General features: G+C 51.5%; 19 protein-coding genes. 6 read left to right on the forward strand and 13 right to left on the reverse strand.

The genetic code is table 11. The annotated features are described in order from the left end of the window. Nucleotides 1–131: 131 nt before the first annotated feature. The 6 genes from D6024_RS18990 to D6024_RS19015 all read right to left on the reverse strand — a co-directional run bounded on the left by D6024_RS18990 (nucleotide 132) and on the right by D6024_RS19015 (nucleotide 5,928). The gene (locus D6024_RS18990; RefSeq protein ID WP_121356332.1) at nucleotides 132–617 is read right to left on the reverse strand and encodes a DUF4256 domain-containing protein; all 486 of its coding nucleotides are present in this window, start codon (nucleotides 615–617) and stop codon (nucleotides 132–134) included. A gap of 152 nt (nucleotides 618–769) precedes the next feature. Next, nucleotides 770–1,336, reverse strand: a complete 567-nt coding sequence (locus D6024_RS18995) for a DcrB-related protein (protein WP_162944879.1) — start codon at nucleotides 1,334–1,336, stop codon at nucleotides 770–772. Nucleotides 1,337–1,534: 198 nt separating this feature from the next. Continuing rightward, complete coding sequence (locus D6024_RS19000; protein ID WP_240410090.1) at nucleotides 1,535–2,182, reverse strand: dihydrofolate reductase family protein; 648 nt, start codon at nucleotides 2,180–2,182, stop codon at nucleotides 1,535–1,537. A gap of 250 nt (nucleotides 2,183–2,432) precedes the next feature. Further along, the gene (locus tag D6024_RS19005) at nucleotides 2,433–3,212 is read right to left on the reverse strand and encodes an aminoglycoside 6-adenylyltransferase (protein ID WP_121356335.1); all 780 of its coding nucleotides are present in this window, start codon (nucleotides 3,210–3,212) and stop codon (nucleotides 2,433–2,435) included. Between the two features lie 370 nt (nucleotides 3,213–3,582). Then, on the reverse strand, nucleotides 3,583–4,164 hold the full coding sequence (locus D6024_RS19010; RefSeq protein WP_121356336.1) for a dihydrofolate reductase family protein: 582 nt from the start codon (nucleotides 4,162–4,164) through the stop codon (nucleotides 3,583–3,585). A gap of 453 nt (nucleotides 4,165–4,617) precedes the next feature. Beyond that, entirely contained in the window at nucleotides 4,618–5,928 is a 1,311-nt protein-coding gene (locus D6024_RS19015; protein WP_121356337.1) for a hypothetical protein, read from the reverse strand. A 365-nt stretch (nucleotides 5,929–6,293) separates the two neighbouring features. Here D6024_RS19015 and D6024_RS19020 point away from each other — a divergent pair, with 365 nt between their 5' ends. Together D6024_RS19020 and msrB are read left to right on the forward strand one after the other, a co-directional pair. Beyond that, entirely contained in the window at nucleotides 6,294–8,156 is a 1,863-nt protein-coding gene (locus tag D6024_RS19020; protein WP_121356338.1) for an outer membrane protein assembly factor BamB family protein, read from the forward strand. Between the two features lie 87 nt (nucleotides 8,157–8,243). Further along, nucleotides 8,244–8,684 (forward strand): peptide-methionine (R)-S-oxide reductase MsrB, encoded by a 441-nt coding sequence (gene msrB / locus D6024_RS19025; protein ID WP_121356439.1) that lies wholly within the window; start codon nucleotides 8,244–8,246, stop codon nucleotides 8,682–8,684. Nucleotides 8,685–8,799: 115 nt separating this feature from the next. Here the strand turns inward: msrB and D6024_RS19030 are convergent, their stop codons facing one another. Further along, complete coding sequence (locus tag D6024_RS19030) at nucleotides 8,800–9,717, reverse strand: pirin family protein (RefSeq protein WP_121356339.1); 918 nt, start codon at nucleotides 9,715–9,717, stop codon at nucleotides 8,800–8,802. Between the two features lie 76 nt (nucleotides 9,718–9,793). Then, the gene (locus D6024_RS19035; protein ID WP_121356340.1) at nucleotides 9,794–10,147 is read right to left on the reverse strand and encodes a hypothetical protein; all 354 of its coding nucleotides are present in this window, start codon (nucleotides 10,145–10,147) and stop codon (nucleotides 9,794–9,796) included. A gap of 97 nt (nucleotides 10,148–10,244) precedes the next feature. Between D6024_RS19035 and dinB the strand changes: the two genes are divergently transcribed. Continuing rightward, a complete protein-coding gene (gene dinB / locus D6024_RS19040) occupies nucleotides 10,245–11,348 on the forward strand; it encodes a DNA polymerase IV (protein ID WP_121356341.1) in 1,104 nt (367 codons plus the stop codon). Nucleotides 11,349–11,479: 131 nt separating this feature from the next. Here the strand turns inward: dinB and D6024_RS19045 are convergent, their stop codons facing one another. The 3 genes from D6024_RS19045 to D6024_RS19055 form a co-directional block, all read right to left on the reverse strand. Then, a complete protein-coding gene (locus D6024_RS19045; protein ID WP_121356342.1) occupies nucleotides 11,480–12,523 on the reverse strand; it encodes a sensor histidine kinase in 1,044 nt (347 codons plus the stop codon). Next, complete coding sequence (locus tag D6024_RS19050; RefSeq protein WP_121356343.1) at nucleotides 12,520–13,590, reverse strand: sensor histidine kinase; 1,071 nt, start codon at nucleotides 13,588–13,590, stop codon at nucleotides 12,520–12,522. Before D6024_RS19050 ends, D6024_RS19045 begins: the two co-directional genes overlap by 4 nt. Nucleotides 13,591–13,696: 106 nt before the next feature. After that, the gene (locus tag D6024_RS19055; RefSeq protein WP_121356344.1) at nucleotides 13,697–14,443 is read right to left on the reverse strand and encodes a hypothetical protein; all 747 of its coding nucleotides are present in this window, start codon (nucleotides 14,441–14,443) and stop codon (nucleotides 13,697–13,699) included. 170 nt (nucleotides 14,444–14,613) lie between these two features. On the opposite strand from D6024_RS19055, the gene D6024_RS19060 reads away from it, so the two are divergent. Next, on the forward strand, nucleotides 14,614–15,465 hold the full coding sequence (locus tag D6024_RS19060) for a dienelactone hydrolase family protein (protein WP_121356345.1): 852 nt from the start codon (nucleotides 14,614–14,616) through the stop codon (nucleotides 15,463–15,465). Between the two features lie 174 nt (nucleotides 15,466–15,639). Here D6024_RS19060 and D6024_RS19065 read toward each other — a convergent pair whose 3' ends face one another. Continuing rightward, nucleotides 15,640–16,668: an Atu2307/SP_0267 family LLM class monooxygenase gene (locus D6024_RS19065; protein WP_121356346.1), complete on the reverse strand. Its 1,029-nt coding sequence runs from the start codon at nucleotides 16,666–16,668 to the stop codon at nucleotides 15,640–15,642. Between the two features lie 145 nt (nucleotides 16,669–16,813). On the opposite strand from D6024_RS19065, the gene D6024_RS19070 reads away from it, so the two are divergent. Beyond that, on the forward strand, nucleotides 16,814–17,224 hold the full coding sequence (locus D6024_RS19070; RefSeq protein WP_121356347.1) for a response regulator: 411 nt from the start codon (nucleotides 16,814–16,816) through the stop codon (nucleotides 17,222–17,224). Nucleotides 17,225–17,257: 33 nt separating this feature from the next. On the opposite strand, the gene D6024_RS19075 is transcribed toward D6024_RS19070, so the two are convergent. After that, on the reverse strand, nucleotides 17,258–17,845 hold the full coding sequence (locus tag D6024_RS19075; protein ID WP_121356348.1) for a hypothetical protein: 588 nt from the start codon (nucleotides 17,843–17,845) through the stop codon (nucleotides 17,258–17,260). Between the two features lie 264 nt (nucleotides 17,846–18,109). On the opposite strand from D6024_RS19075, the gene D6024_RS19080 reads away from it, so the two are divergent. Then, nucleotides 18,110–20,254, forward strand: coding sequence for a glycoside hydrolase family 97 protein (locus tag D6024_RS19080; protein WP_121356440.1), 2,145 nt, complete (start codon nucleotides 18,110–18,112; stop codon nucleotides 20,252–20,254). Nucleotides 20,255–20,298: the final 44 nt, after the last annotated feature.

Genomic DNA, 20,298 nt, shown 5'->3' on the forward strand with positions numbered 1-20,298 from the left:
CGGATGCCGCGGACATTTGCGATGATCTATGATTTTTACAAAAAAATTCAGGCGATCAACAATTAGGTCACAATCCTGTGTCAGCCTGCTGCAGTCAAACAAAATCTTCAAACGGGGCAGGATGTAAAATTTCAGACTCGCAGTGCGCCGCGAAACGCCCTGGCCGCATAATAAGAAGGAGCGCCATTGTGATAGATAAAAACCTGGCCGTATCGGTAATCGCCAAAGAGGGCGCCGCCGAGTTTTCGAATACCGGGAGGTGTTTTCACCCAGCTCGATGTCTTAGTATCGAAGTGCCCCAGTGTTTGCAAATCCCTGTATTGCTCTTCCGTTAAAAGTTCAATACGCATAGCCGCTGCCATGTCTAGTGCGTTGTTTTCGGGTTGGTTCTCTTTTCGTGACTCTTGCGCTTCGCGGTCGTAACAAACACTTCTGCGGCCTTTGGGGCTTTCGGCCGAACAATCGAAAAAAATGTATTCCCGGGTCTTTTGATCAAAACCAACAACATCCGGTTCGCCACCGGTTCGTTCCATTTCATGGAGCGACCACAGTTTGTCCCAATTTGACTCCAGCTTTGCCTGTACGGCAGCCCATACCAGGCCCGGATGACGATTCATGTTTTTTTCGAAACGGATTTTTTACCGTCCGGAATAATTCTTCCCGTTGTTCCGTTGATAAGCCTTTTTTATTTGCCATGCAAGTAAAGATTGTTTTATCAATAGGTGCCGGTTTCCGCGGTCAGCCGATAGCACAGGTATCCATAACGGCATTAGGTTATTTTAAGTGATGCTACAATTTGGTCGGCTGTCTGTTCCCATTTTTTTTGCAACTTCTCAATACAGTTAAAGGAGAAGAACAATACTTTTCCATCGACAATTGTAAAGAAATAATAGTTGAAAACCTTCTGGTCAATGGCCTGGGTGACAAACGTAAAATAGCCTACTTTTTTGCCATTGATTGTTTTTACCCCGTCTGAAAGCAATTCCAGGTCAGGTCGCCTGGATTTCAGTTGTTGAATTTGAAAGTCTTTGAAAGAGGCCAGTTGGCTTTCTGCCGCCGGTTGCGGGGTCATATCGGCCAGAAGATTCACTTCGCCATCGTCGTCACTCAAAACGAGCAAAGGGCGTGCTCTTTTTTGATATTTAGCAGTCCACATTTGGTCAGACATCGGCTTTAACTCCTGGGGAGCAAGGATTTTTACTTTGCCATTCAGGAAACGAAGAGTGTCCAGCCTCGACTGGCTAAAACTAAGAACGGGGAAAAGAAGGAGGATTAAAAATCTCATAAGTGGTTGGTTCGTTTTGAACGGTTCCGAAAAGCTGCTGGCAACGTTCAAGACCAGCTATGGTGCTGGCATTTTATAACCGTTAGCCGACAACTGAGGACCTGTGAAAATACCGATGATCAAATTAACAACAAATGCGCATTAGAAATTCGTCTCGTGGATACTCGCTGCAGGTTTTACAACGGCAGATTTGTCCTCCCCATGCCAGCATTACAGCCAAATAAATTGTTAGCGGTTGGTGCTTTCTCCTTAAGCGCCAATCGTACCGGTCTTCACTTTTTCGGCCCGCTTGTAATTCACAACCAAAACGCCACTCGGAGTAACGGTGCTCTCTGTTACTTTTAATGCTGCCGGAATGGTTCCGTTATCAAAAATTTTTTTTCCCTTACCAAGGGTCAAGGGGTAAATTTTAAGCCAGAGTTCATCCACCAGGTCTTTTTTTAGGAGCAACTGAACAAGTTCGCTACTGCCCCAAACCTTAATGTCCGAACCTTCAGAATTTTTGAGCTTTTCGATGTCGGCGAGGCTTTCAAGAAAAACGCAGTTTGTCCAGTCTGACTTTCTCACCGTCGTAGACAGGACGTATTTTGTGACGTCATTTATACCCGGCCAATAGGCTGCATGTTCCGGCCAGTAGCCGGCAAAGATCTCAAATGTTTTTCTGCCCAAAAGCAGATCTGCGGGTTCCATCTGCTTTTGCATGATCTTACCGGAAACTTCGTCAGAATAAGGGGCAGACCAACCGCCAAATTCAAAGCCACCTGATGTATCTTCGTCGGGCCCGCCGGGCGCCTGCATTACGCCATCCAGGGTGATAAACTCTAACACGATTATTTTTCGCATACGATGTTGCCTCCACTTAAATTTTATTTTTAAATGAATGGGTTTGTATTGCACAAATCTCGTCAACAAAGGCCATGTTAGCATAGTGTAAATGCGACAATCTTGGTAACTGAATGCGACAACGCTCGATAGCCCGGTAAAGACAGGCGAATCTTTCGCTATTGTATGCACACGAACGAACAGGGCTTTATGAAGACGTGCATTTTAAAACTGCCGGGACTGCAGCTGCATGCAATAAATCGCCGGTTTATTAGCGTCCGGTGCTACTTGCAGCAATGCTTTTGATAGCAGCCCAACCAATGCATTAACCTGCGTTGATTTCTTCGAAATACGCCATTACTCTTTTTTCTGTTTTACCATTTAAGGTGACATTGGTCGTAAACAATTCATTCCGTAACTGCCGGTAGAGTGTTATGGAATTCTGTAAACTGTCTAACAACGAGCTTTTAGAATATGTTGGAATGGTTGCTTTCAATTGCGCAAAGTCTTTTGCCGGCAATTGTGTTTCAACCTTGCGAACCGCTCTTGGTAAGTTGCCGTTTTTTATGTGCAGTAATGGACCAAATACAACCATTCGTAGAAAACCAAAAAAGTCGTAAGCTTCCAGGTATTCTCCCCGCCCGATTTTTAATAAGGCATAATGAACCCAGGTCCAAAAGCGGTCTTCGATCCATTGAAAATCGGGATAAGGAAACTTTGGTGTTGAGTTGTTTAATGCGTGTTGCAACTGTCCATCTTTGTCAAGCAGGAGAGTCGGTGTTTCAATTCTTGTATGAAACTCCTGCAGCGTTACGAACTTGATGTCTACGTGTAGCAAGGGATTGTCGTACAGGCAAATCAAAACCCTGGGTTCACCGACGTGTTCACCCGTAAAACCAGACAGAAGCTGTCCAAGGCGATTGGCATAGTCCAGCATTCTGTTTTTATCACTGGAGATTCTTTCATGGGTAACAAGAATTAAATCAAGATCAGAAAATTCGTCCATCTCATTTGTCAGCCAGGAACCCGCAACGGCTAAACCGATAACATTTTCGTCTTCCTTTAAAATCTCTGCAGCCTTGCCTGCAAATTCTTTCTGTAACATCTCTATATCCTCTTGATTGTGATGAGGGGTTTTATGGGATGCCGCTACCATAAAACAGTTGTCTCAAGCCAGGACATATGAAACAAGTCTGTTACTGGAATTGTACAGCCAGTGAGAAAAATGGGTATAAGCGCCGATAGTTTCCACATGGTTACCTGGTTGTTTGCACACAGCGTTCGAGTATTGGCGAAGGCTGGATAATTATTGCTTGCCCAGCCCGGAACGGCAGACGGGTAAGGAAATTATAGCCCAATCAATAACGAAATGGTGAGCAGAATTCCCTCGTGCCTGGTGCAGTACAGGAACGATTACTGCCGATTGATCTGCCGTCTGCCTTGCATTTGCCAGTACGTTTGTTAGCGTTTCGTTGTTATTGTTTGTCCACCGCGTAATTCAGTTCAATTACTCCGCAAGAAAATTGCCGGGAAGTCAAAAGTTTTAGTGCTATTTTGTTTTTGACATCGACAAACAAAGGAATGCCTTGTCCCAGGATAATTGGATTAACAAATAGCCAATAGCCGTCAATTAAGTTCAGTTGAATAAGTGAATGTGTTGCTGTCGGGCTACCAAAAAGCAAGATCTCTTCACTCCCGCCATTGCGGGATTGTTTTATTTCATTGATCCTGTCCGGGAGGTTATCACTGATGATTGTTGTATTCGTCAAACTTGCACCTTTCATCGTTTTTGATAAAACAAGTTTGTGCGCCTTGTTATACCAGGTGGAATGTTCGATGTCATGTTTGGATGCTCCTGGTTCGTCTCCTGCACTCGGCCAGTAATTTTGCATCATCTCATAGGTTACTCGTCCATATAATGCAGCATCAGTTTCACTAATCCGCTTACCGATGTGATCGAAAATTTCTTCATTGACTTTAATCCAGTTCATTTCTCCGTTTGGTCCTGCTACAAAACCGTCAAGCGATATGTGCATGAATGAAATTATTTTTCTCATAAGGTGCTATTTTTTTATTGTGGTTTATGGTTTGTTACTGACTTTTTAAAATGATTGCCAATAGTCGTATCAAGCGATCTCCCGAAACTAACAATTTTTTTATGTTCTTCATTTTCATCACTTGCTTATTTCACTTTTGTATTGTGCCGTATCGTAAATATGAACAACATCGCTCTTGCCAATCTTTTGTTCGCCAACAGCAATCAATTGCCCTTTTCCCATGCGGAACGCACCGGATGTGTTTGCTGCCGGAATTTATGAGATGACAGTCCTTCTTTACAGTTGTCCCAAATCGGCCCAGTGCAAATCAGGCTGTATGCGATTCCGCATAACCTTTCACATCACCTGCCTACAGTATTTGTTGCGAGGAACTATATCCAATGAAAAACCCCTTTTTCAAGGGGTCTTTGTCGTGCAGGAAAGACACAAGGCTGCTATTGCGGTGAACCTGCACTATTCGTTCCGGATCGCCGAAAATTTGGCATTGACTGGTGCTGTCAGGTGTTCCGTGACATCATCAACTGTGCGCTGGAAATGCAGCGTGCCTGAGATCGTACCGGTGATCGGTTCCCCGATACGCCCATAGGAGGTAATGGTCACTGAGCCGCTGCCGAATTTGGGCGTCGCGTTGTCTTTTTCAAAATACATGGTTTCCCATTCGTACGGGTAAGTCGTGGTAGTGCAGGCAACCTGGTTTTTTTCGCCAAACGAATACGACCCTACGCCTTTGAAACCTTCGCCCATTGCCAGCACAAGACTGGGGATCTTGTTGCCTGTTGCATTTTTTGCCATCATAAAGATGGAGAGTGTACCCGCGGTTGTGGAAGCGTTGATGCTTCCCTCCAGGTCTTTGAAACTTTGCCCGTAGCAGCTGAATTCAAAATAGCGGTCCTCCACGACTGTTATGTTTGACACAACGGTGAAGTAGCCCCGCGTTGTATGGATCTGCGCACTGACAGCAACCGGGTTGGCAGCCGGCTGGTGTGCCGGCGCATGATAGAGTTTTTCGTTGGCCGCCGTTCCGGTCAGCCAGCCATTTGCACTATTCGCCGCACTGGCCTCGCCATTCACAAGCCAGTTGCTTACGTCGGCGTCGGCAACCGGTTTAGGCTCACCCAGTGTATGCAAAAGCTCCTCCATGTTGTTCGGGTCGGGGTCTTCGGTATACGGCAGCTTCATGGCCTGCAGGTTAACCGTTTGATTCACCGGCAACGTTTTTTGCTCCGGCTGCAGTTTAAAGCTTGCATAGAAAGACCAGCGGCTGAAATGGTTAGTCGTTGCCGTTATAGTGCGTGCCGTAGCGTTTACCTGGAGGTTGGCTTTTCCCTGCCAGTTATTCTTGGCGTTTTGGAAACCAAACTCCAGCAGTTCCGGCGCTGTACCCGCCAGTTCGTCGTCGGTATAATGGAGCGTGACGGTTACCGGTTTGGCAAATTTCTGCCCGTTGGGAAGGAAATCGTAGGAGAGTCCAACACCCAGTGGCGCCGTGTTCTCGATGGGCTGAATGGAAATGGTTGTGGCCGTGCCCAGGGCGCCGGCCGGGATGGTCAGGGTTACCCGTCCGTCGGGTGAAGTAATGGAACCACCGGCAGCACCGATGCTGGCGGTACTGGCAGAGCCCACGGGTTGACCGATGGTTGTTACCAACGGGACGACGGATTCCGTTGGCGGTTGCGGACTTGCCGGTTCTTTTTTGCAGCTGGCCAAGAAGGCAATGCCGGCAAACAGGGTTGCGTAAAAAAAGGGTTTGAGTTTCTTGTTCATGACTTAGTGTTTGATGTTGGAATGGGTTTGCCTAAAATCAACCGGCAATCGTCCTGCTGCCTGACCGGCGAAACGGCCGGAAAGAATGGCGTCCGTATTTTACGGTTACACGAAACTGTTGCAGTTGTTTCGCGTTGACCGAACGAAAATAGCCGCGAGCTATGCTTGTTTGCAGGGCAGGTGAATGAACTGCCGGAAGTCAAACATGAATTGCCGAAACGGCAAGAAGGAGAGCGGCATCCGGCCGGTGAAGATTGCAGTCAACACAAAGCATAACGGTAAAAGATTGTCAAAACGGAAAATGATGGCTCCTGGTTGCTGCTGGCCCGATCGCGTTCTGCAGCCAAAACGTACATTTGCCGGCTATGAGATCAATCTGGTTTGCCTTTTTCCTGTCCCTTTGCTTTTCTGCATTTTCGCAAACAAAACCCTTTCGCTTTGCCTTTATTTCCGATACGCATATCGGTTCACCTAACGGTGGTGCGGAAGAAGATTTGCGGCGTACCGTGGCCGACATCAACGCCATGCACGACATTGCCTTCGTGGTGCTGACCGGCGACATTACGGAGCTGGGTAAAAATGAACAACTGGCACTGGCCAAGAAAATCCTCGACAGCCTGCAGGTACCTTACTACATTATTCCGGGCAACCACGATACTGGCTGGAGCGAAAGCGGTGGACTGCGTTTCAACCAGGTTTTTGGCGACGATAAATTTTCGTTTACGTACAGCGGCATTCATTTCATCGGCTGCGCCTCCGGGCCTTATGTCCGCATGAGCGACGGACACGTGCCCCGCAACGCTGTGAACTGGATGCGGGACAAACTGAAAACGATCGGTGAAAAAGAACCGGTGATCTTCCTCAACCATTATCCCCTCGACAATGGCCTGGACAACTGGTACGAGATCATCGACCAGTTGCGGGCAAAAAATACGGTGCTGGCCCTGTGCGGTCATGGTCACACCAACCGTCCCGTGAAGGCCGACGATATCCCGGCTGTGATGGGGCGGTCGAACCTGCGGGCCAAGGCATCCGAAGGTGGCTACAACCTCGTTGATGTCCGCACTGATTCAATCACGTTTACCGAACGGAAACCGGTAAGCAAGGCGGAACGAAAATGGACCGGCGTGGCGCTGGCCTTGCAGCAATACGACAGGACAAAAGTTTTCCCCCGACCTGATTTTTCCATCAATCAAACGTATCCGCAGGTAAGCCCTGCCTGGACCTATCAATCGGGTGCCAACGTGATCTCGACACCTGCCGTGGTGGAAGGACTGGTTGTTTTTGGGAACCAAAACGGGCAGATAGAAGCGCTGGACAAAAAAAGCGGCAAACGAAAATGGACGGTGCAAACCGGCGGGCCGGTTTTTTCGTCACCGGCTTTTACTCCTGTCGTCAAACAAAAGGAAACGCGGCTGGTTGTGGGTTCGGCCGACGGCAAGGTTTACTGTTTTTCCATTAATGGTAAGGTACTGTGGACACACACAACCGATGCGGCCGTCCTGGGATCACCGCTGATTGAAAACAGCTTTGTTTATATCGGTGGCAGCGATCACGTGTTTCGTGCTCTTGACCTGAACACCGGCAACGAACGCTGGCGGTTTGCGGAGCTGAACGGTCCGGTGGTGAGCAAGCCTGTGATCAGCGGAAGCACCATCATCTTTGGCGCCTGGGACAAGAACCTCTATGCACTGGACAAAAATGACGGCCGCCTCCTGTGGAAATGGAACAACGGCTCACCGGTGATCAATTATTCACCAGCCGCCTGCATCCCGGTGATCAAAGACAGCGTGGTTTACGTGGTGGCCCCCGACCGCTATCTTTCGGCCATCGGCCTGGCTTCCGGCCAAACGCTCTGGCGCACCAACGAAGCCACGGTTCGCGAAAGCATCGGTCTGTCAACCGACGGCAACTGGATTTACGGGAAAACCATGCAGGATACGGTTGTGGCGCTGCGCACCAACAGCCGCGAGCCGCAGTTTGCCTGGAAGATGCACGCCGGTTTTGGCTACGAGCATGCGCCTTCGATGCTGGTGGAAAAAGACGGCCGCCTGTTTTTTGGAACCCGCAACGGCGTCGTCTACGCCATTACGCCAGCCACGCAAAAAATAGCATGGGCCTATAAAATCGACAACTCCATGGTGAATACCGTCAATGTGATCAGCGGAAAGCAGGTCATTGCCGCAACGATGGACGGGAAGGTCTGCTTGTTGCAAACAACAGAGTAAGGCTTCCGGCACCTGCAGCAAACGGGCATCGCAATGCCAAAAGGAAAGGAAGCCTGCGGTAAAAAATGTCAACCCAAAGCAAACCATATGAACTGGAATGATGTGCTCAGTCACAGCCAACACAATTTGGCTCCCGACAGGGAAGTCAGCAAAACGGATGCGGAATGGAAAGCCCAGCTCACAGCGGAACAGTACCGCGTCACGCGGCAGCACGGCACCGAAAGGGCGTTTACGGGTGAGTATTGCGAAGCGCATTCACCCGGTGTTTATGCCTGCGTCTGCTGCGGCACGGAACTTTTCGATTCATGGGTGAAATTTGAATCGGGAACCGGCTGGCCTTCTTTTACGGAACCCGTCAAAGAAAACGTCATTCGCTATGAAAAAGACAGCTCCTGGGGCATGACCCGCATCGAAGTGCTGTGCAATGTGTGCAAAGCGCATTTGGGCCATGTTTTTCCCGACGGGCCGGCACCTTCGGGCCTGCGGTTTTGCATCAATTCCGCATCGCTGAAAAAGGTGGATTCCTGAGAACAGGGTTAGTAAGGGAAAAGAAAATGCTGCAGACCGGCGAGAGACTTCCAAAGAGGCCTTTGACCGAATCAATTCCTTTCGTTAATGCTGGGTAAGGTTTTGCTTGATTGCTTCAGGAGAGCGGTTCGGGCTTTGGCGCACTGCCGGCCGGCCGGGATTTGTATTCGGGCAGGGGGATGAACTCCTTGTTATCGTTGGGCGGCAAAATGATGCGACCCTGTTTCCAGTCTTCCTTGGCCTGCTCGATTCGTTCCCGCCGCGACGACACAAAATTCCACCAGATAAAGCGTTCTCCCAGCGGCTCCCCGCCGAGCAACAGGAGCGTGGAGGCTTCTTTCGCCAGGAGCAGGGGATCGACGCCTTTGCTGAACACCAGCATCTGTCCTTCGCGATAAGTCGTCCCGCCAACTTCCAGGCTGCCCCTGGCAATGTAAATGCCGCGTTCCGGATGTTCTTTGGGCAGGCCAAACCGGGCTCCCGGCTGCAAAACCACGTGCAGGTAAAACAGGGGCGAATGGGTTTTTACTCCGTTTTGCAGGCCATAGGCATCGCCGGCGATCAGGCGCATCCAGACACCGGTGTCGGTAAAAACAGGCAATTGGTCCGGCGTGTAATTATGAAAGGAAGGAAGGTCTTCTTCGTCTTTTTCCGGCAGCGCCACCCAGGTTTGAATCATTTCCAGCTGGCCGCCGGCCAGTGCGGCAGGGTCTTCGAACCTTTCGGAATGGGAGATTCCACGGCCGGCCGTCATCCAGTTTACTTCCCCGGGACGAATGATCTGCTCCACGCCCAGGCTGTCGCGGTGGGTAACCTGTCCGCCAAACAGATAACTCACGGTCGAAAGGCCGATGTGGGGATGCGGCAGTACATCCAGCGAAGACCGGTTGGCCGGGGCGGATTCCACCGGGCCGGCATGGTCCATGAAAATAAAGGGGCCTACCATCCGTCGCAGGCGAAAGGGAAGAATGCGCTTCACCTTCATGGATTCGCTAATGGCGGCAGGACGGGCATCAATGACTAGGTCGAGCATAGGCTGGGCAACTGCGGTTGGACAGGAATGGGAAGGTACAGCGTTTTGTGTATCCGCTGCGTGAAACCGGAGGCGCTCACTCGGTCGCCTGCAGGGCAAGGAAAGAGTCGCGGCGATTCAGCCACACCATCTTCGGGTCGTCACACATCCACTCCATCGTTAACCGGCCGTTTTTGATCAGGCCCACGAGATAAGACTCCTGGCAGTTTTCAGCGGTCGATTTCTCAATGCTATACAGGGACCGGCCGTACTTTTTCTTTGCCCGCTCAACAACTTCCGGCGGTACATAGGATTTGTGCACGGGCAGCCCGTAGATCGTTGTGCCGATATCTTCCGCAGCGCGGCGACTGCTATCGGCAACGGTCGTGTTTTGCGCAAAGACGGAACTTCCCATAGTGGTCATTAGCAGAACAAGGATGACGTTTTTCATGATGTTTTATTCAGTGATAACAAAAATCCGGTTTTCAAACCATATGCGGTCCGCCGTCTTCCGCCAACTTTCCTAAATTAGCCGGCAACTTTCCCTCATGTCGCAGCCTGCACCCATCAACCACCGCAAGATCATCCACGTGGATATGGATGCCTTCTACGCATCCGTGGAGCAGCGCGACAATAGCGAACTGCGGGGCAAGCCGGTGGTCGTTGGCGGGCAACCCGAAGGCCGGGGAGGCGTGGTGGCCACGGCCTCGTACGAGGCGCGGAAGTTTGGCATCCGGTCGGCCATGCCCTCAAAAAAAGCGCAGCAGCTTTGCCCGCAGGCAATCTTCGTCCGGCCCCGCTTTGAGGCTTACAAAGAAGTCTCGCAACAGATCCGGGCTATCTTTTACACCTATACCGATCTTGTCGAACCACTCTCTCTCGATGAAGCCTACCTCGATGTAACAGTCGACAAAGAAGGCATCGGCTCGGCCATCGACATTGCGACGTTAATCAAAAAACGGATCAGGGAGGAACTGGGCCTCACCGCTTCAGCGGGTGTGTCGGTAAACAAATTTCTCGCCAAGATCGCTTCCGATCTTCAAAAACCCGACGGGCTTAGTTTTATCGGTCCGTCGAAAGTGGAACGCTTTATGGAAAGCCTGGCTGTAGAGAAATTCTTTGGCGTGGGCAAGGTCACAGCGGCCAAAATGAAAGCGATGGGACTGCACACCGGGGCCGACCTGAAAAAACTCTCCGAAGCAGCATTGGTACAGCAATTTGGCAAGCCGGGGCATTTTTATTACAGCATTGTGCGGGGCATCGACAACCGCCCGGTGCAACCCAACCGCGAAACCAAGTCCGTCGGTGCGGAGGACACTTTCCCGGAAGACCTGGTTACGCTGGATGCCATGTGCGAAGAGCTCGACCGGCTGGCCGCACTCGTTGAAGGCCGGCTCAAGCGCCGCGGGCTAAAAGGCCGCACGGTTACGGTAAAGATCCGCTACCATGATTTTAAAACCGTGACCCGCAGCCGTTCCCTGGCAGTACCGGTGGACGAACAGGAAGCATTGGCATCCACAGCCAAAAGCCTGCTGGCGGAAACCGATCCGGCCAACGCGAAGGTTCGGTTGCTGGGACTCACTTTGTCCAACTTTGGCACGCCAGCCGGCGATACCTGCGAACAGCCAAACGGGCAGTTAGTCCTGTTTTAAACTGGCATTCGTACCCAATTGCTTTTTGCCTGGAAAGGTTTCGTTGATGACGGATGTTAGAGGATAGATGACAGCAGGGAGAAAATTGCCTTTTTCAACAGAAGATGGATTTATCCGGATAGCGGTTGGTATCAGCTGCCTAGTTGTTCCACCAGCGGAAGGAGGACGGTAAATTCCTGCTCCGTATTTTGTAATTGCACATCCGGCAATCCAAGCAGGCGGTATTTCTCCCGGATATTATTCAACCCAATGCCGGTCGAATCCACAAATCCCTGCCTGGGCTGCAGGTTATTTTTCACCCAAAGCCAGCCCTCCTGCGTACAGCCAATGCCAATCGACAGGGGCGTGTCCTTGCTCACGTTATTGTGCTTCACCGCATTTTCCACCAGCATCTGCAGGGTAAGCGGCGGCAGCAGCGACTGCGCATACCGCTGTGGCACATTCACCGCCAGGTGAATGGCGCTGCCAAACCGCGTTTTCAAAAGATGGTAATAGGAAGAAATAAACTGCAGTTCGGTTTGCAGGGGCACCAGTTCGTCGTCGTTGGTGCGCAGAAGATACCGGTACACGCGGCTCATTTCTTTTACATAGCGTCCCGCCTCTGCCTTGTCTTCCGTGATCAGGCTCGATAGCGTGTTGATGCTGTTGAAAAGAAAATGCGGGTTCACCTGTTGCTTCAAACCCTCATAGCGGCTTTCCCAGTTGATCCTTTGCAGCCGCTCGGCTTCGGTAATGGCTTCCTTCCATTGGTGGTAGGTAAACTGTCCTTCATTGACAATGATGGCGATGATCGTGGCCACGGCGCCCAGCAGCAAGGCCCAGGGCAGGCTGCCGCCTTGCACATTGCCGGCAAAGAACGGAATACGGGTAAATGCGATCCAAAGCGAGGCCATAGCCGCCAGCGTTAGCGGTAACGAAACAAGGAGCCATCGGGCAAAACGAAGCCGCCGCTGTTCGAACCGCGGATACTGTGCCCGCAGCCGTAATGAAAGCTGTACCTGTACCTGCGAGAGCAACAGGACGGTTGGAAGGGTAATGGCGGTGGCGCCACCTAAAAGAGGCAGAATGGAAACGTAAGCTTCACCAAAAAAAACATGATTCAGGAGCAGCGCCAGGACAGGCACCCAAAGAAAGGTCAGAAGCGCAAAGCGGCTTTGTGCGGTCAACTGCTTCATGAGGCAACGGTTTCGGAAGTTGACAAAAGGGGAAGTGTAACGGTGACGGTACCCTTGGTTTCGGTGCGGGCAAAGCCGGTGAGGCCATGTTCTGCAAAACGGTCCGACAGCATAGCCCAGTCCAGGCTACCGGTATCCAGCAACCGTTGTTTGGGCTGATGGCGATAGTGCAATACCAGGTGCTCTCCCCGTGATGACAGGCGGATGACCAGCGGTTCTTCCCGCGAGAACCGGCTGGTGCGAACGGCTTCTTCTATCATCAGTGCCAGGCTAAGTGAAGGAATTTGCCAATCCGCCTGTTGCGGGTCCGTGCCGTTTTCAAACGAAATCTTGTTGCCATGCCGTACAGTGAGCAGGTAAAAATAGGAGGCAATACAACGAAGCTCCTGCTGCAGCGGAACCCAGGCGTGGGTGCGGCTGCGCAGCATGTAACGGTACACTTTGCTCATCTCGTTCAGGAACCGGTCGGCCGCATCGGGGTCTTCTTCGATCAACTCGGAAAGTGTATTCAGGTTGTTGAACAGGAAGTGCGGGTTGACCTGGGTTTTTAACGCATCAAACTGCTGCCGCAGGTGCTCTTTCTGCAAACCTTCCTTCGCAACCAGTGCTTCTTTCATTTTGGCAAACGTGTAAAACAGGTCGTACATGATTCCGTTTACCAGGTTGCCTACCAGTGCTACCAGCAGGCAGCGTTGGGTAAGTTGCGGTGTTTTTTCGAGACCCAGCAGGCCAACGCGGCCATAGATCCACAGGCTGAGGTGAATGGCAAGAAAAGAAGTCAGGAGGTAAAAAGCCAGGGCGGAAAGAAGGCGCCTGGACGTGTCCTGGTGCGAGGGAAAGCGGCGGCGCATCGCATAACTGATCTGCACCAGTGCCACGTGAAAAATGGTCACCAGCAAAAACGTGGGAACATAGCCTTTTACAAAATGAACGGGACTTTGAAAAAGGACGGTGCCAAAACACACCAGTCCAAACGCCAAACTGAGTACGGGGAGCACAAGGATGACAGCCCACACATCGTCTGCTGTCATCCGCATACTCGTTACCGCCGGACGCCTGTTGATCATGCGCTAAAAATAAAGGATTTGGGTTTGTGCTTTTGTTGCCCGCCCGTTACGGAAATCTAAAAAAAACTGCAGGGCCGGTGCCTTTTGGGGAAAAGAGTCATCGGTATCAGAACAGGCGCACTTTGTAACGGTAACGGCCACGGAAAAATTCTTTCATCTTCAGTACCTCCCTTGTTTTGTCGGCGATCCAGAACGTGGCGTAACTGCCGGGAGCATAGTCAATGCGCAGCAGCCAGCAGGCGGTCTTTTGTCCTCCCGGCAGCGGCAGATACTCTTTCCCGGTGACCGTCAGCGGGTAGTAGTTCGATTTGGGACTTCCCGGCTCGTAAAAGGCCATGGCAAACCGTTGTCCTGTTTTCTTGAAAGGAAGAAGTGCAAACAGCTCCAGGTCCATGGGAAATTCGAATGCCGGCTGCTCCAGTACTACATGAAAGGCACTGTCCCTCGCTGTGCGTTGTTTGTCCTGCGGTACCGTGACAACCTCGTTGGCAAATGCAAACGAAAGCTTGCCGCGACCGGTGTAGTCGGCATCGTGGGTCAGTGGCTGGAACGAGGGCAGCAAACCCGTGGCACTCACCGTTGCGGCCAGGGTGTCTTTGCGGTAAACGCTCCAGTCGAACCGGTAGATCCGCTGGCCATGACCGTTGGTCGTAACCTGCAGGCTGCGATCCCAGATGTCGATCGGCGCGGTGCGTTTGCCGGTGCTGTCGGCAAAGTAAACGACGTAGGACGCCCTGCTCTCTTTCAGGGCGGCGGTATTGAGCTGGTGGGTTTGCGTGTTGATGGTGTCGACCTGCGCCATGCTGCTGAATCCTGCCAGCAGCGCTGCAAAAAATCCTGTCACTTGTTTCATACAATGAAATTTGCCGCGAAACTAAAGGGCGGCAAATAGTTGCTCTTACCGTTCATGGATTTATAAAAGAGCGGAACCGCAATCGATAAAACAGGGGACTTCCATTTCTGTACTTATCGACCCGCTTCCCGGGCGGCAACATTGCCGTATCTTCAGGAAAACGACCCATCATGGACCAGCAGATCATCAACCTTTACGACGAATACACCCATCAGCCCCTAAGCCGGCAGGATTTTCTGAAACGTCTTGCGGTGCTGGCCGGCGGAACGGCTGCTGCGATGTCGCTGCTTCCGCTGCTCGAAAGCAATTATGCAAAAGCTGCCGTTACTACCGGTGACGAATTGTTTACCGAATACATCAACTATCCCGGTGTGCCCGGAAATGTCACGGCTTATGTGACCCGGCCGAAAGAAGAAAAAAACTACCCGGCGGTGGTGGTGATCCACGAAAACCGCGGACTGACACCGCACATCGAAGACGTGGCCCGCAGGGCGGCCAGCGCAGGCTACCTGGCCATCGCACCCAATGCCCTTTCGGCTTTGGGAAAAACGCCGGCCAATGAGGACGAGGCCCGCCAGTGGTTCAGCGAACTAAAAGCGGAGGACAGCCTGCAAAACTTTAAAAATGTTTTTCCTTACCTAGCCGGCCGCAAAGACTACAACGGGCATGTAGGCTGCGTTGGCTTTTGCTGGGGCGGCGGCATGGCCAACAGTCTTGCCGTGAATGTCCCCGAACTAAAGGCCGTCGTTGCTTTTTATGGACGGCAGCCGGCTGCGGAAGACGTGCCCAAAATTAAAGCGGCCGTACAACTGCATTATGCCGGTCTCGACGAACGGGTCAATGCCGGCATCCCCGCTTATGAAGAAGCGCTGAAAAAAGCAGGCGTAACCTACGAGTTGTATCTATACGAAGGCGCCCAGCACGCATTTCACAACGATACATCGGCGGCACGCTACAACGAAGCAGCGGCCAAACTAGCCTGGAGCCGCACACTGGCTTTTTTTGCGAAGTACCTGAAGTAGAACCGGGCTTTTGCCCGACGCTGTTCGTTTCTTGTATGCGAGTTGACAAGTACACAATGAATCATATTCTATCGGTTTCGGTGGCCTGTATCCATGATATGGAGATACTGTGATAGTGGGACGTGCGTGGTATAAAATATCCCACTATTTAATATCCCAATATCCTAACCAGTTTTACCTGCCCAACGCTTCTCTCACTTTCGGGGCGATTTTGGTTCCAAAGATTTCGATGGATTTCATCAGCGACAGGTGCGAAGGGCCACCCACATCCATATGCGCCGAAAACCGGGTAAGGCCAAACAGTTCCTGGAGGCGGAGTATTTTATCGATCGCTTCGCTGGCGTCACCGATCAACAGGTGGCCCTGCGGCCCGCGGCCAAGATCGAACTGCTGCTTCTGGTAGGGCGGCCATCCCCGCTGGCGGCCAATGCGGTTCATCTGGGCCGCATAAACGGGATAGTATTCCTCTGCCGTTTGTTTGCTGTCGTCTCCAAAAAAAGCGTGCATGTGCACACCTGCCTGCACGGGTGCCGTGTGACCAAAATGCGCATACACTTTGCGGTAATAATCGAACAGGGATTTGAAGTGTGCAGGGTTTCCGCCAATGATGGCGAAGATCACCGGCAAACCCAACCGCCCGGCACGGAGCACGGATTCGGGTGTGCCGCCAACCGCAACCCAGATGTCGAGGTGATTGTTGACTGCACGGGGTAAAACTTCCTGGTTTACCAATTCGGGCCTGAACCGGCCTTTCCAGGTTATACGTTCATCGTTGTTGATCTTCAGCAGCAGCTCCAGCTTTTCTTCAAACAACTCGTCGTAGTCGGCCAGGTTGTACCCGAACAAGGGAAACGATTCGGTAAAACTGCCACGGCCCACCATTAGTTCGGCACGGCCACCGCCAAGCAGGTCAAGGGTGGAAAAACTTTGGTACAGGCGCACAGGATCGGAGGAACTCAAGACCGAAACGGCGCTCCCTAGCCTGATGTTCTTTGTAACCGTTGCAGCACCGGCAAGAACAATTTCCGGCGTGGACACGGCATAATCGGGACGGTGATGCTCACCGATGCCAAAAAAATCAAGACCCACTTCATCCATCAGTTTGATCTCTTCGATGAGTTCCTGCAAGCGTTGCTGTGCCGGTTGCCACTTGCCGTTGCTGTGGCCGTGCAAATCGCCAAACATGCCAATGCCGATTTCCATGCTGAAAGGTTTTGCCGGCAAAGGTAGTTGGGGACTTCCGGAAAGCCGTCAACCAAGCGGTGACGAAGAATTGGATTCGTTTCCCTGCTCGTTGTATTGTTGCCGGAAATAAATTTGTTGCTCCTTACTCTTGTATTCAAATGTTATGGCAAACGCTAAAACCATTCTTTATGTAGACGATGATGCGGACGACCTGCATTTTCTCCAGGAAACCTTTGAAGCCTTCCCGGAGTATCGCCTGCATTCTGTCAGCACCGGTGTGGCCCTGATGGAATACCTCGCCGTTCATGCGCAGGAAGTTTGCCTTGTCATCCTCGATATTAATCTTCCCGTGCAAAACGGTATTGAACTTCTGGCCCAGCTCATGGATTCGGAGACGTATCGCCGCCTGCCCGTGGTGATGTTTACCACCGGCGCCAATTCGCCGCAGGCAAAGCAGTTGCACGACATGAACGTGGATGTGTTTGAAAAGCCGGCCACGTTCGGGGAGATGCAGAAGATCGCACAGCAGTTTCTTTCCTACTGTCATGCGCCGGAAAAGAAATCCGCGATGTAAGCAGAAGGTAAACAGCGGCGGGAGGCCGTGTTCTTAAAAAGCCGAGATCAGGCCGATCTTGTAAAAATTTGCCCGGAGCGAATTGTTCAGCAAATCCGATTTGCCCATCCACTCCCGTTCGGCGCCGACGAAGAGCGCATACCGGCGATAGGCATTCCACTGGATGCCGGCTTCCGCCGATACCACACCTGTTACTTCCACGTTGTTCTCAACCCGGGTAAAGCCCGGTGAAGCAGCCACGTTTGGCACCGATAAACGAACGGCGCCGCCGCCGGCTTTCAGGTACGGAAGCCAGTTGGCCTTACCAAACCGGTGACGGTATGCAAAGACAAATCCGGTTGCCTTCAGGCTGGTGTTGAGAGCGTACGAAGAGCCGGTAATTTCATAGCCGTAGCTGTCGAAATTGACCGCTGCCGTGAGGCTGGACTGCCGGGAGAACCTGTATTCCAGGCCCGGCGAAGTTTGGATGCTGTTTGAAATGCGGGGTTTGAATTCGTTGTCGATCACACCCAAACCAACCGAAGAAAGAAAGGCAAGGCCCGTGACCGGAGCATCGGCCGAACGCTGTGCGCCGGCAACAAGGGAAAGTAAAAGCGTTGAAAGCAGGAAATAGGTTCTCATAAAAAATGCGTTGTGTTTTGAGATCAATCCGTTTTTTAAAAGTAGAACTTATGGAGAAAAATAACAATGCATGTTTCTGGTAGTGGAAATATTGCGTGCCGGAAGTAAACAGACCTCGCGGTGTGGGCTACTGATGTGCGTGTAAGATCTCCTGCAATTGAAAATGCGGTGATCCGGTTTTATTGGAGCTGTTTGACAACAGCGGATTTTAATTTCATTCTTCTCGTGTTTTTTTCCAAAGATTTGCAACCAAGAAGAACGACTATGAAGAAAATATTTTTGTTGTCTATGCTCCTGGTGGCGATCGTTGACATTGCTGTTTCGCAGGAGGTGCATTCGCCTGGTGACAAGGTGCGTTTGCGGTTTTCACTCGAAGCGGACGGAACACCGGTGTACCAGCTTTCTTTCAAAGGCAAAGACGTTATCAGGCCCAGCAAGCTGGGTTTTTATTTGAAGAACGACAAGAATTCGCTGCTCAATGATTTCACGGTAGTGGATACTAAAACAACATCGTTTGATGAAACCTGGACGCCGGTGTGGGGTGAGGTCAACAAGATCCGCAACAAGTACAACGAACTGGCGGTAACGTTGAACCAGAAAGAATCTGCTAGGCAAATCCTGATACGCTTCCGCCTTTTCGATGACGGACTGGGTTTTCGCTACGAGTTTCCTTCGCAGAAGAACCTGGCCTATTTCGTCATCAAGGAAGAACGGACGCAGTTTGCCATGCCGGGCGACATCACCGCGTTTTGGATCCCAGGTGACTACGACACGCAGGAATACGATTACACCAAATCAAAGCTGTCGGAGATCAGGCCGCTGATGGCGAAATCGATCACGGCCAACCTGTCGCAAACATCGTTTTCTCCCACCGGTGTGCAAACCTCGCTGATGCTGAAAAGCAACGACGGGCTTTACATCAACCTGCACGAAGCCGCAGTGATCAATTACCCGGTGATGCACCTGAACCTGGATGACAAAAACATGGTGTTTGAATCGTGGCTGACACCCGACGCCATCGGCGACAAGGGATACATGCAGGCACCCTGCACGACACCCTGGCGAACGGTGATCATCAGCGACGATGCCCGTGATATCCTTGCCTCCAAAATGACCTACAACCTGAACGAACCGTCGAAGATCAGTGATGTGTCCTGGATCAAACCGACCAAGTACATCGGCGTATGGTGGGAGATGATCACCGGTAAATCGACCTGGGCTTACACCGACGAATATCCAACCGTGCAGTTGGGGATCACGGATTATGCGAAGGCAAAACCGAACGGCCGTCATGGTGCCAACAACGCCAACGTCAAAAAATACATTGACTTTGCCGCCCTTCACGGGTTTGATTCCGTGCTGGTGGAAGGATGGAATATTGGCTGGGAAGACTGGTTTGGCAACTCCAAGGATTACGTGTTTGATTTTGTAACGCCGTACCCGGATTTCAACGTGAAAGAGCTGCATGCGTATGCCGCATCCAAGGGCGTAAAGCTGATCATGCACCACGAGACTTCGGCTTCTACCCGCAACTACGAACGGTGGATCGACACGGCCTACAAATTCATGAAGGCAAATGGCTACGATGCGGTGAAGAGCGGCTATGTAGGACCAATCTTGCCAAGGGGTGAAAATCACTACAGCCAGTGGACGGTCAACCATTATCAATACGCCATCGAAAAAGCGGCAAAGTACCATATCATGGTCAATGCACACGAAGCGGCCCGGCCTACCGGCATTGGCCGCACCTGGCCCAACCTGATCGGCAACGAAGCGGCCCGCGGAACCGAATACCAGGCTTTTGGCGGTTCCAAATCCAACCACGTGACCGTGCTGCCCTTTACACGGCTGATCGGCGGGCCCATGGACTACACACCCGGAATTTTTGAAATGGACATCAGCAAGATCAACCCCGGTAATAAGTCGCATGTCAACAGCACGCTGGCCAATCAACTGGCGCTGTATGTAACGATGTACAGCCCCTTGCAGATGGCGGCCGACCTGCCGGAGAACTATAACCGCTTTTTGGATGCCTTTCAATTCATCAAGGACGTAGCGGTAGACTGGGACGACAGCAAATACCTGGAAGCCGAACCCGGCGACTACATTACGGTGGCCCGCAAGGCAAAAGGCACGGGCAAGTGGTTTGTGGGTAACGTCAACGGCGAAACGCCCAGGATATCGAACATCGGTTTTGATTTTCTGGAGCCCGGTAAAACCTACGTGGCCACCATCTATGCCGACGCCAAAAATGCGCATTACAAGACCAACCCGCAAGCTTACACTATCCGCAAAGTAATTGTGAATAACAAATCAAAACTGGCGCAGCTTTCCGCACCCGGTGGGGGATATGCCATCAGCATCGTGGAGGCCGACAAAGCGCAAACCAAGGGGTTGAAAAAATTATAGTCTGGCGTTTGCCTGTTGTTTAAGCAGCTGCTCATTTTGCCTCG

It is taken from the genome of Flavisolibacter nicotianae, assembly GCF_003628535.1.
Taxonomy (GTDB): Bacteria; Bacteroidota; Bacteroidia; order Chitinophagales; family Chitinophagaceae; genus Flavisolibacter; species Flavisolibacter nicotianae.

Coding starts and splice junctions, on each gene's coding strand:
- msrB (WP_121356439.1), top strand. CDS start 8,244: ATGAACTGGAATGATGTGCTCAGTCACAGCCAACACAATTTGGCTCCC.
- D6024_RS19055 (WP_121356344.1), bottom strand. CDS start 14,443: ATGAAACAAGTGACAGGATTTTTTGCAGCGCTGCTGGCAGGATTCAGC.
- D6024_RS19045 (WP_121356342.1), bottom strand. CDS start 12,523: ATGAAGCAGTTGACCGCACAAAGCCGCTTTGCGCTTCTGACCTTTCTT.
- D6024_RS19080 (WP_121356440.1), top strand. CDS start 18,110: ATGAAGAAAATATTTTTGTTGTCTATGCTCCTGGTGGCGATCGTTGAC.
- D6024_RS19030 (WP_121356339.1), bottom strand. CDS start 9,717: ATGCTCGACCTAGTCATTGATGCCCGTCCTGCCGCCATTAGCGAATCC.
- D6024_RS19060 (WP_121356345.1), top strand. CDS start 14,614: ATGGACCAGCAGATCATCAACCTTTACGACGAATACACCCATCAGCCC.
- D6024_RS19075 (WP_121356348.1), bottom strand. CDS start 17,845: ATGAGAACCTATTTCCTGCTTTCAACGCTTTTACTTTCCCTTGTTGCC.
- D6024_RS18990 (WP_121356332.1), bottom strand. CDS start 617: ATGAATCGTCATCCGGGCCTGGTATGGGCTGCCGTACAGGCAAAGCTG.
- dinB (WP_121356341.1), top strand. CDS start 10,245: ATGTCGCAGCCTGCACCCATCAACCACCGCAAGATCATCCACGTGGAT.
- D6024_RS19065 (WP_121356346.1), bottom strand. CDS start 16,668: ATGGAAATCGGCATTGGCATGTTTGGCGATTTGCACGGCCACAGCAAC.
- D6024_RS19070 (WP_121356347.1), top strand. CDS start 16,814: ATGGCAAACGCTAAAACCATTCTTTATGTAGACGATGATGCGGACGAC.
- D6024_RS19035 (WP_121356340.1), bottom strand. CDS start 10,147: ATGAAAAACGTCATCCTTGTTCTGCTAATGACCACTATGGGAAGTTCC.
- D6024_RS19015 (WP_121356337.1), bottom strand. CDS start 5,928: ATGAACAAGAAACTCAAACCCTTTTTTTACGCAACCCTGTTTGCCGGC.
- D6024_RS19010 (WP_121356336.1), bottom strand. CDS start 4,164: ATGAGAAAAATAATTTCATTCATGCACATATCGCTTGACGGTTTTGTA.
- D6024_RS19020 (WP_121356338.1), top strand. CDS start 6,294: ATGAGATCAATCTGGTTTGCCTTTTTCCTGTCCCTTTGCTTTTCTGCA.
- D6024_RS19005 (WP_121356335.1), bottom strand. CDS start 3,212: ATGTTACAGAAAGAATTTGCAGGCAAGGCTGCAGAGATTTTAAAGGAA.
- D6024_RS19050 (WP_121356343.1), bottom strand. CDS start 13,590: ATGATCAACAGGCGTCCGGCGGTAACGAGTATGCGGATGACAGCAGAC.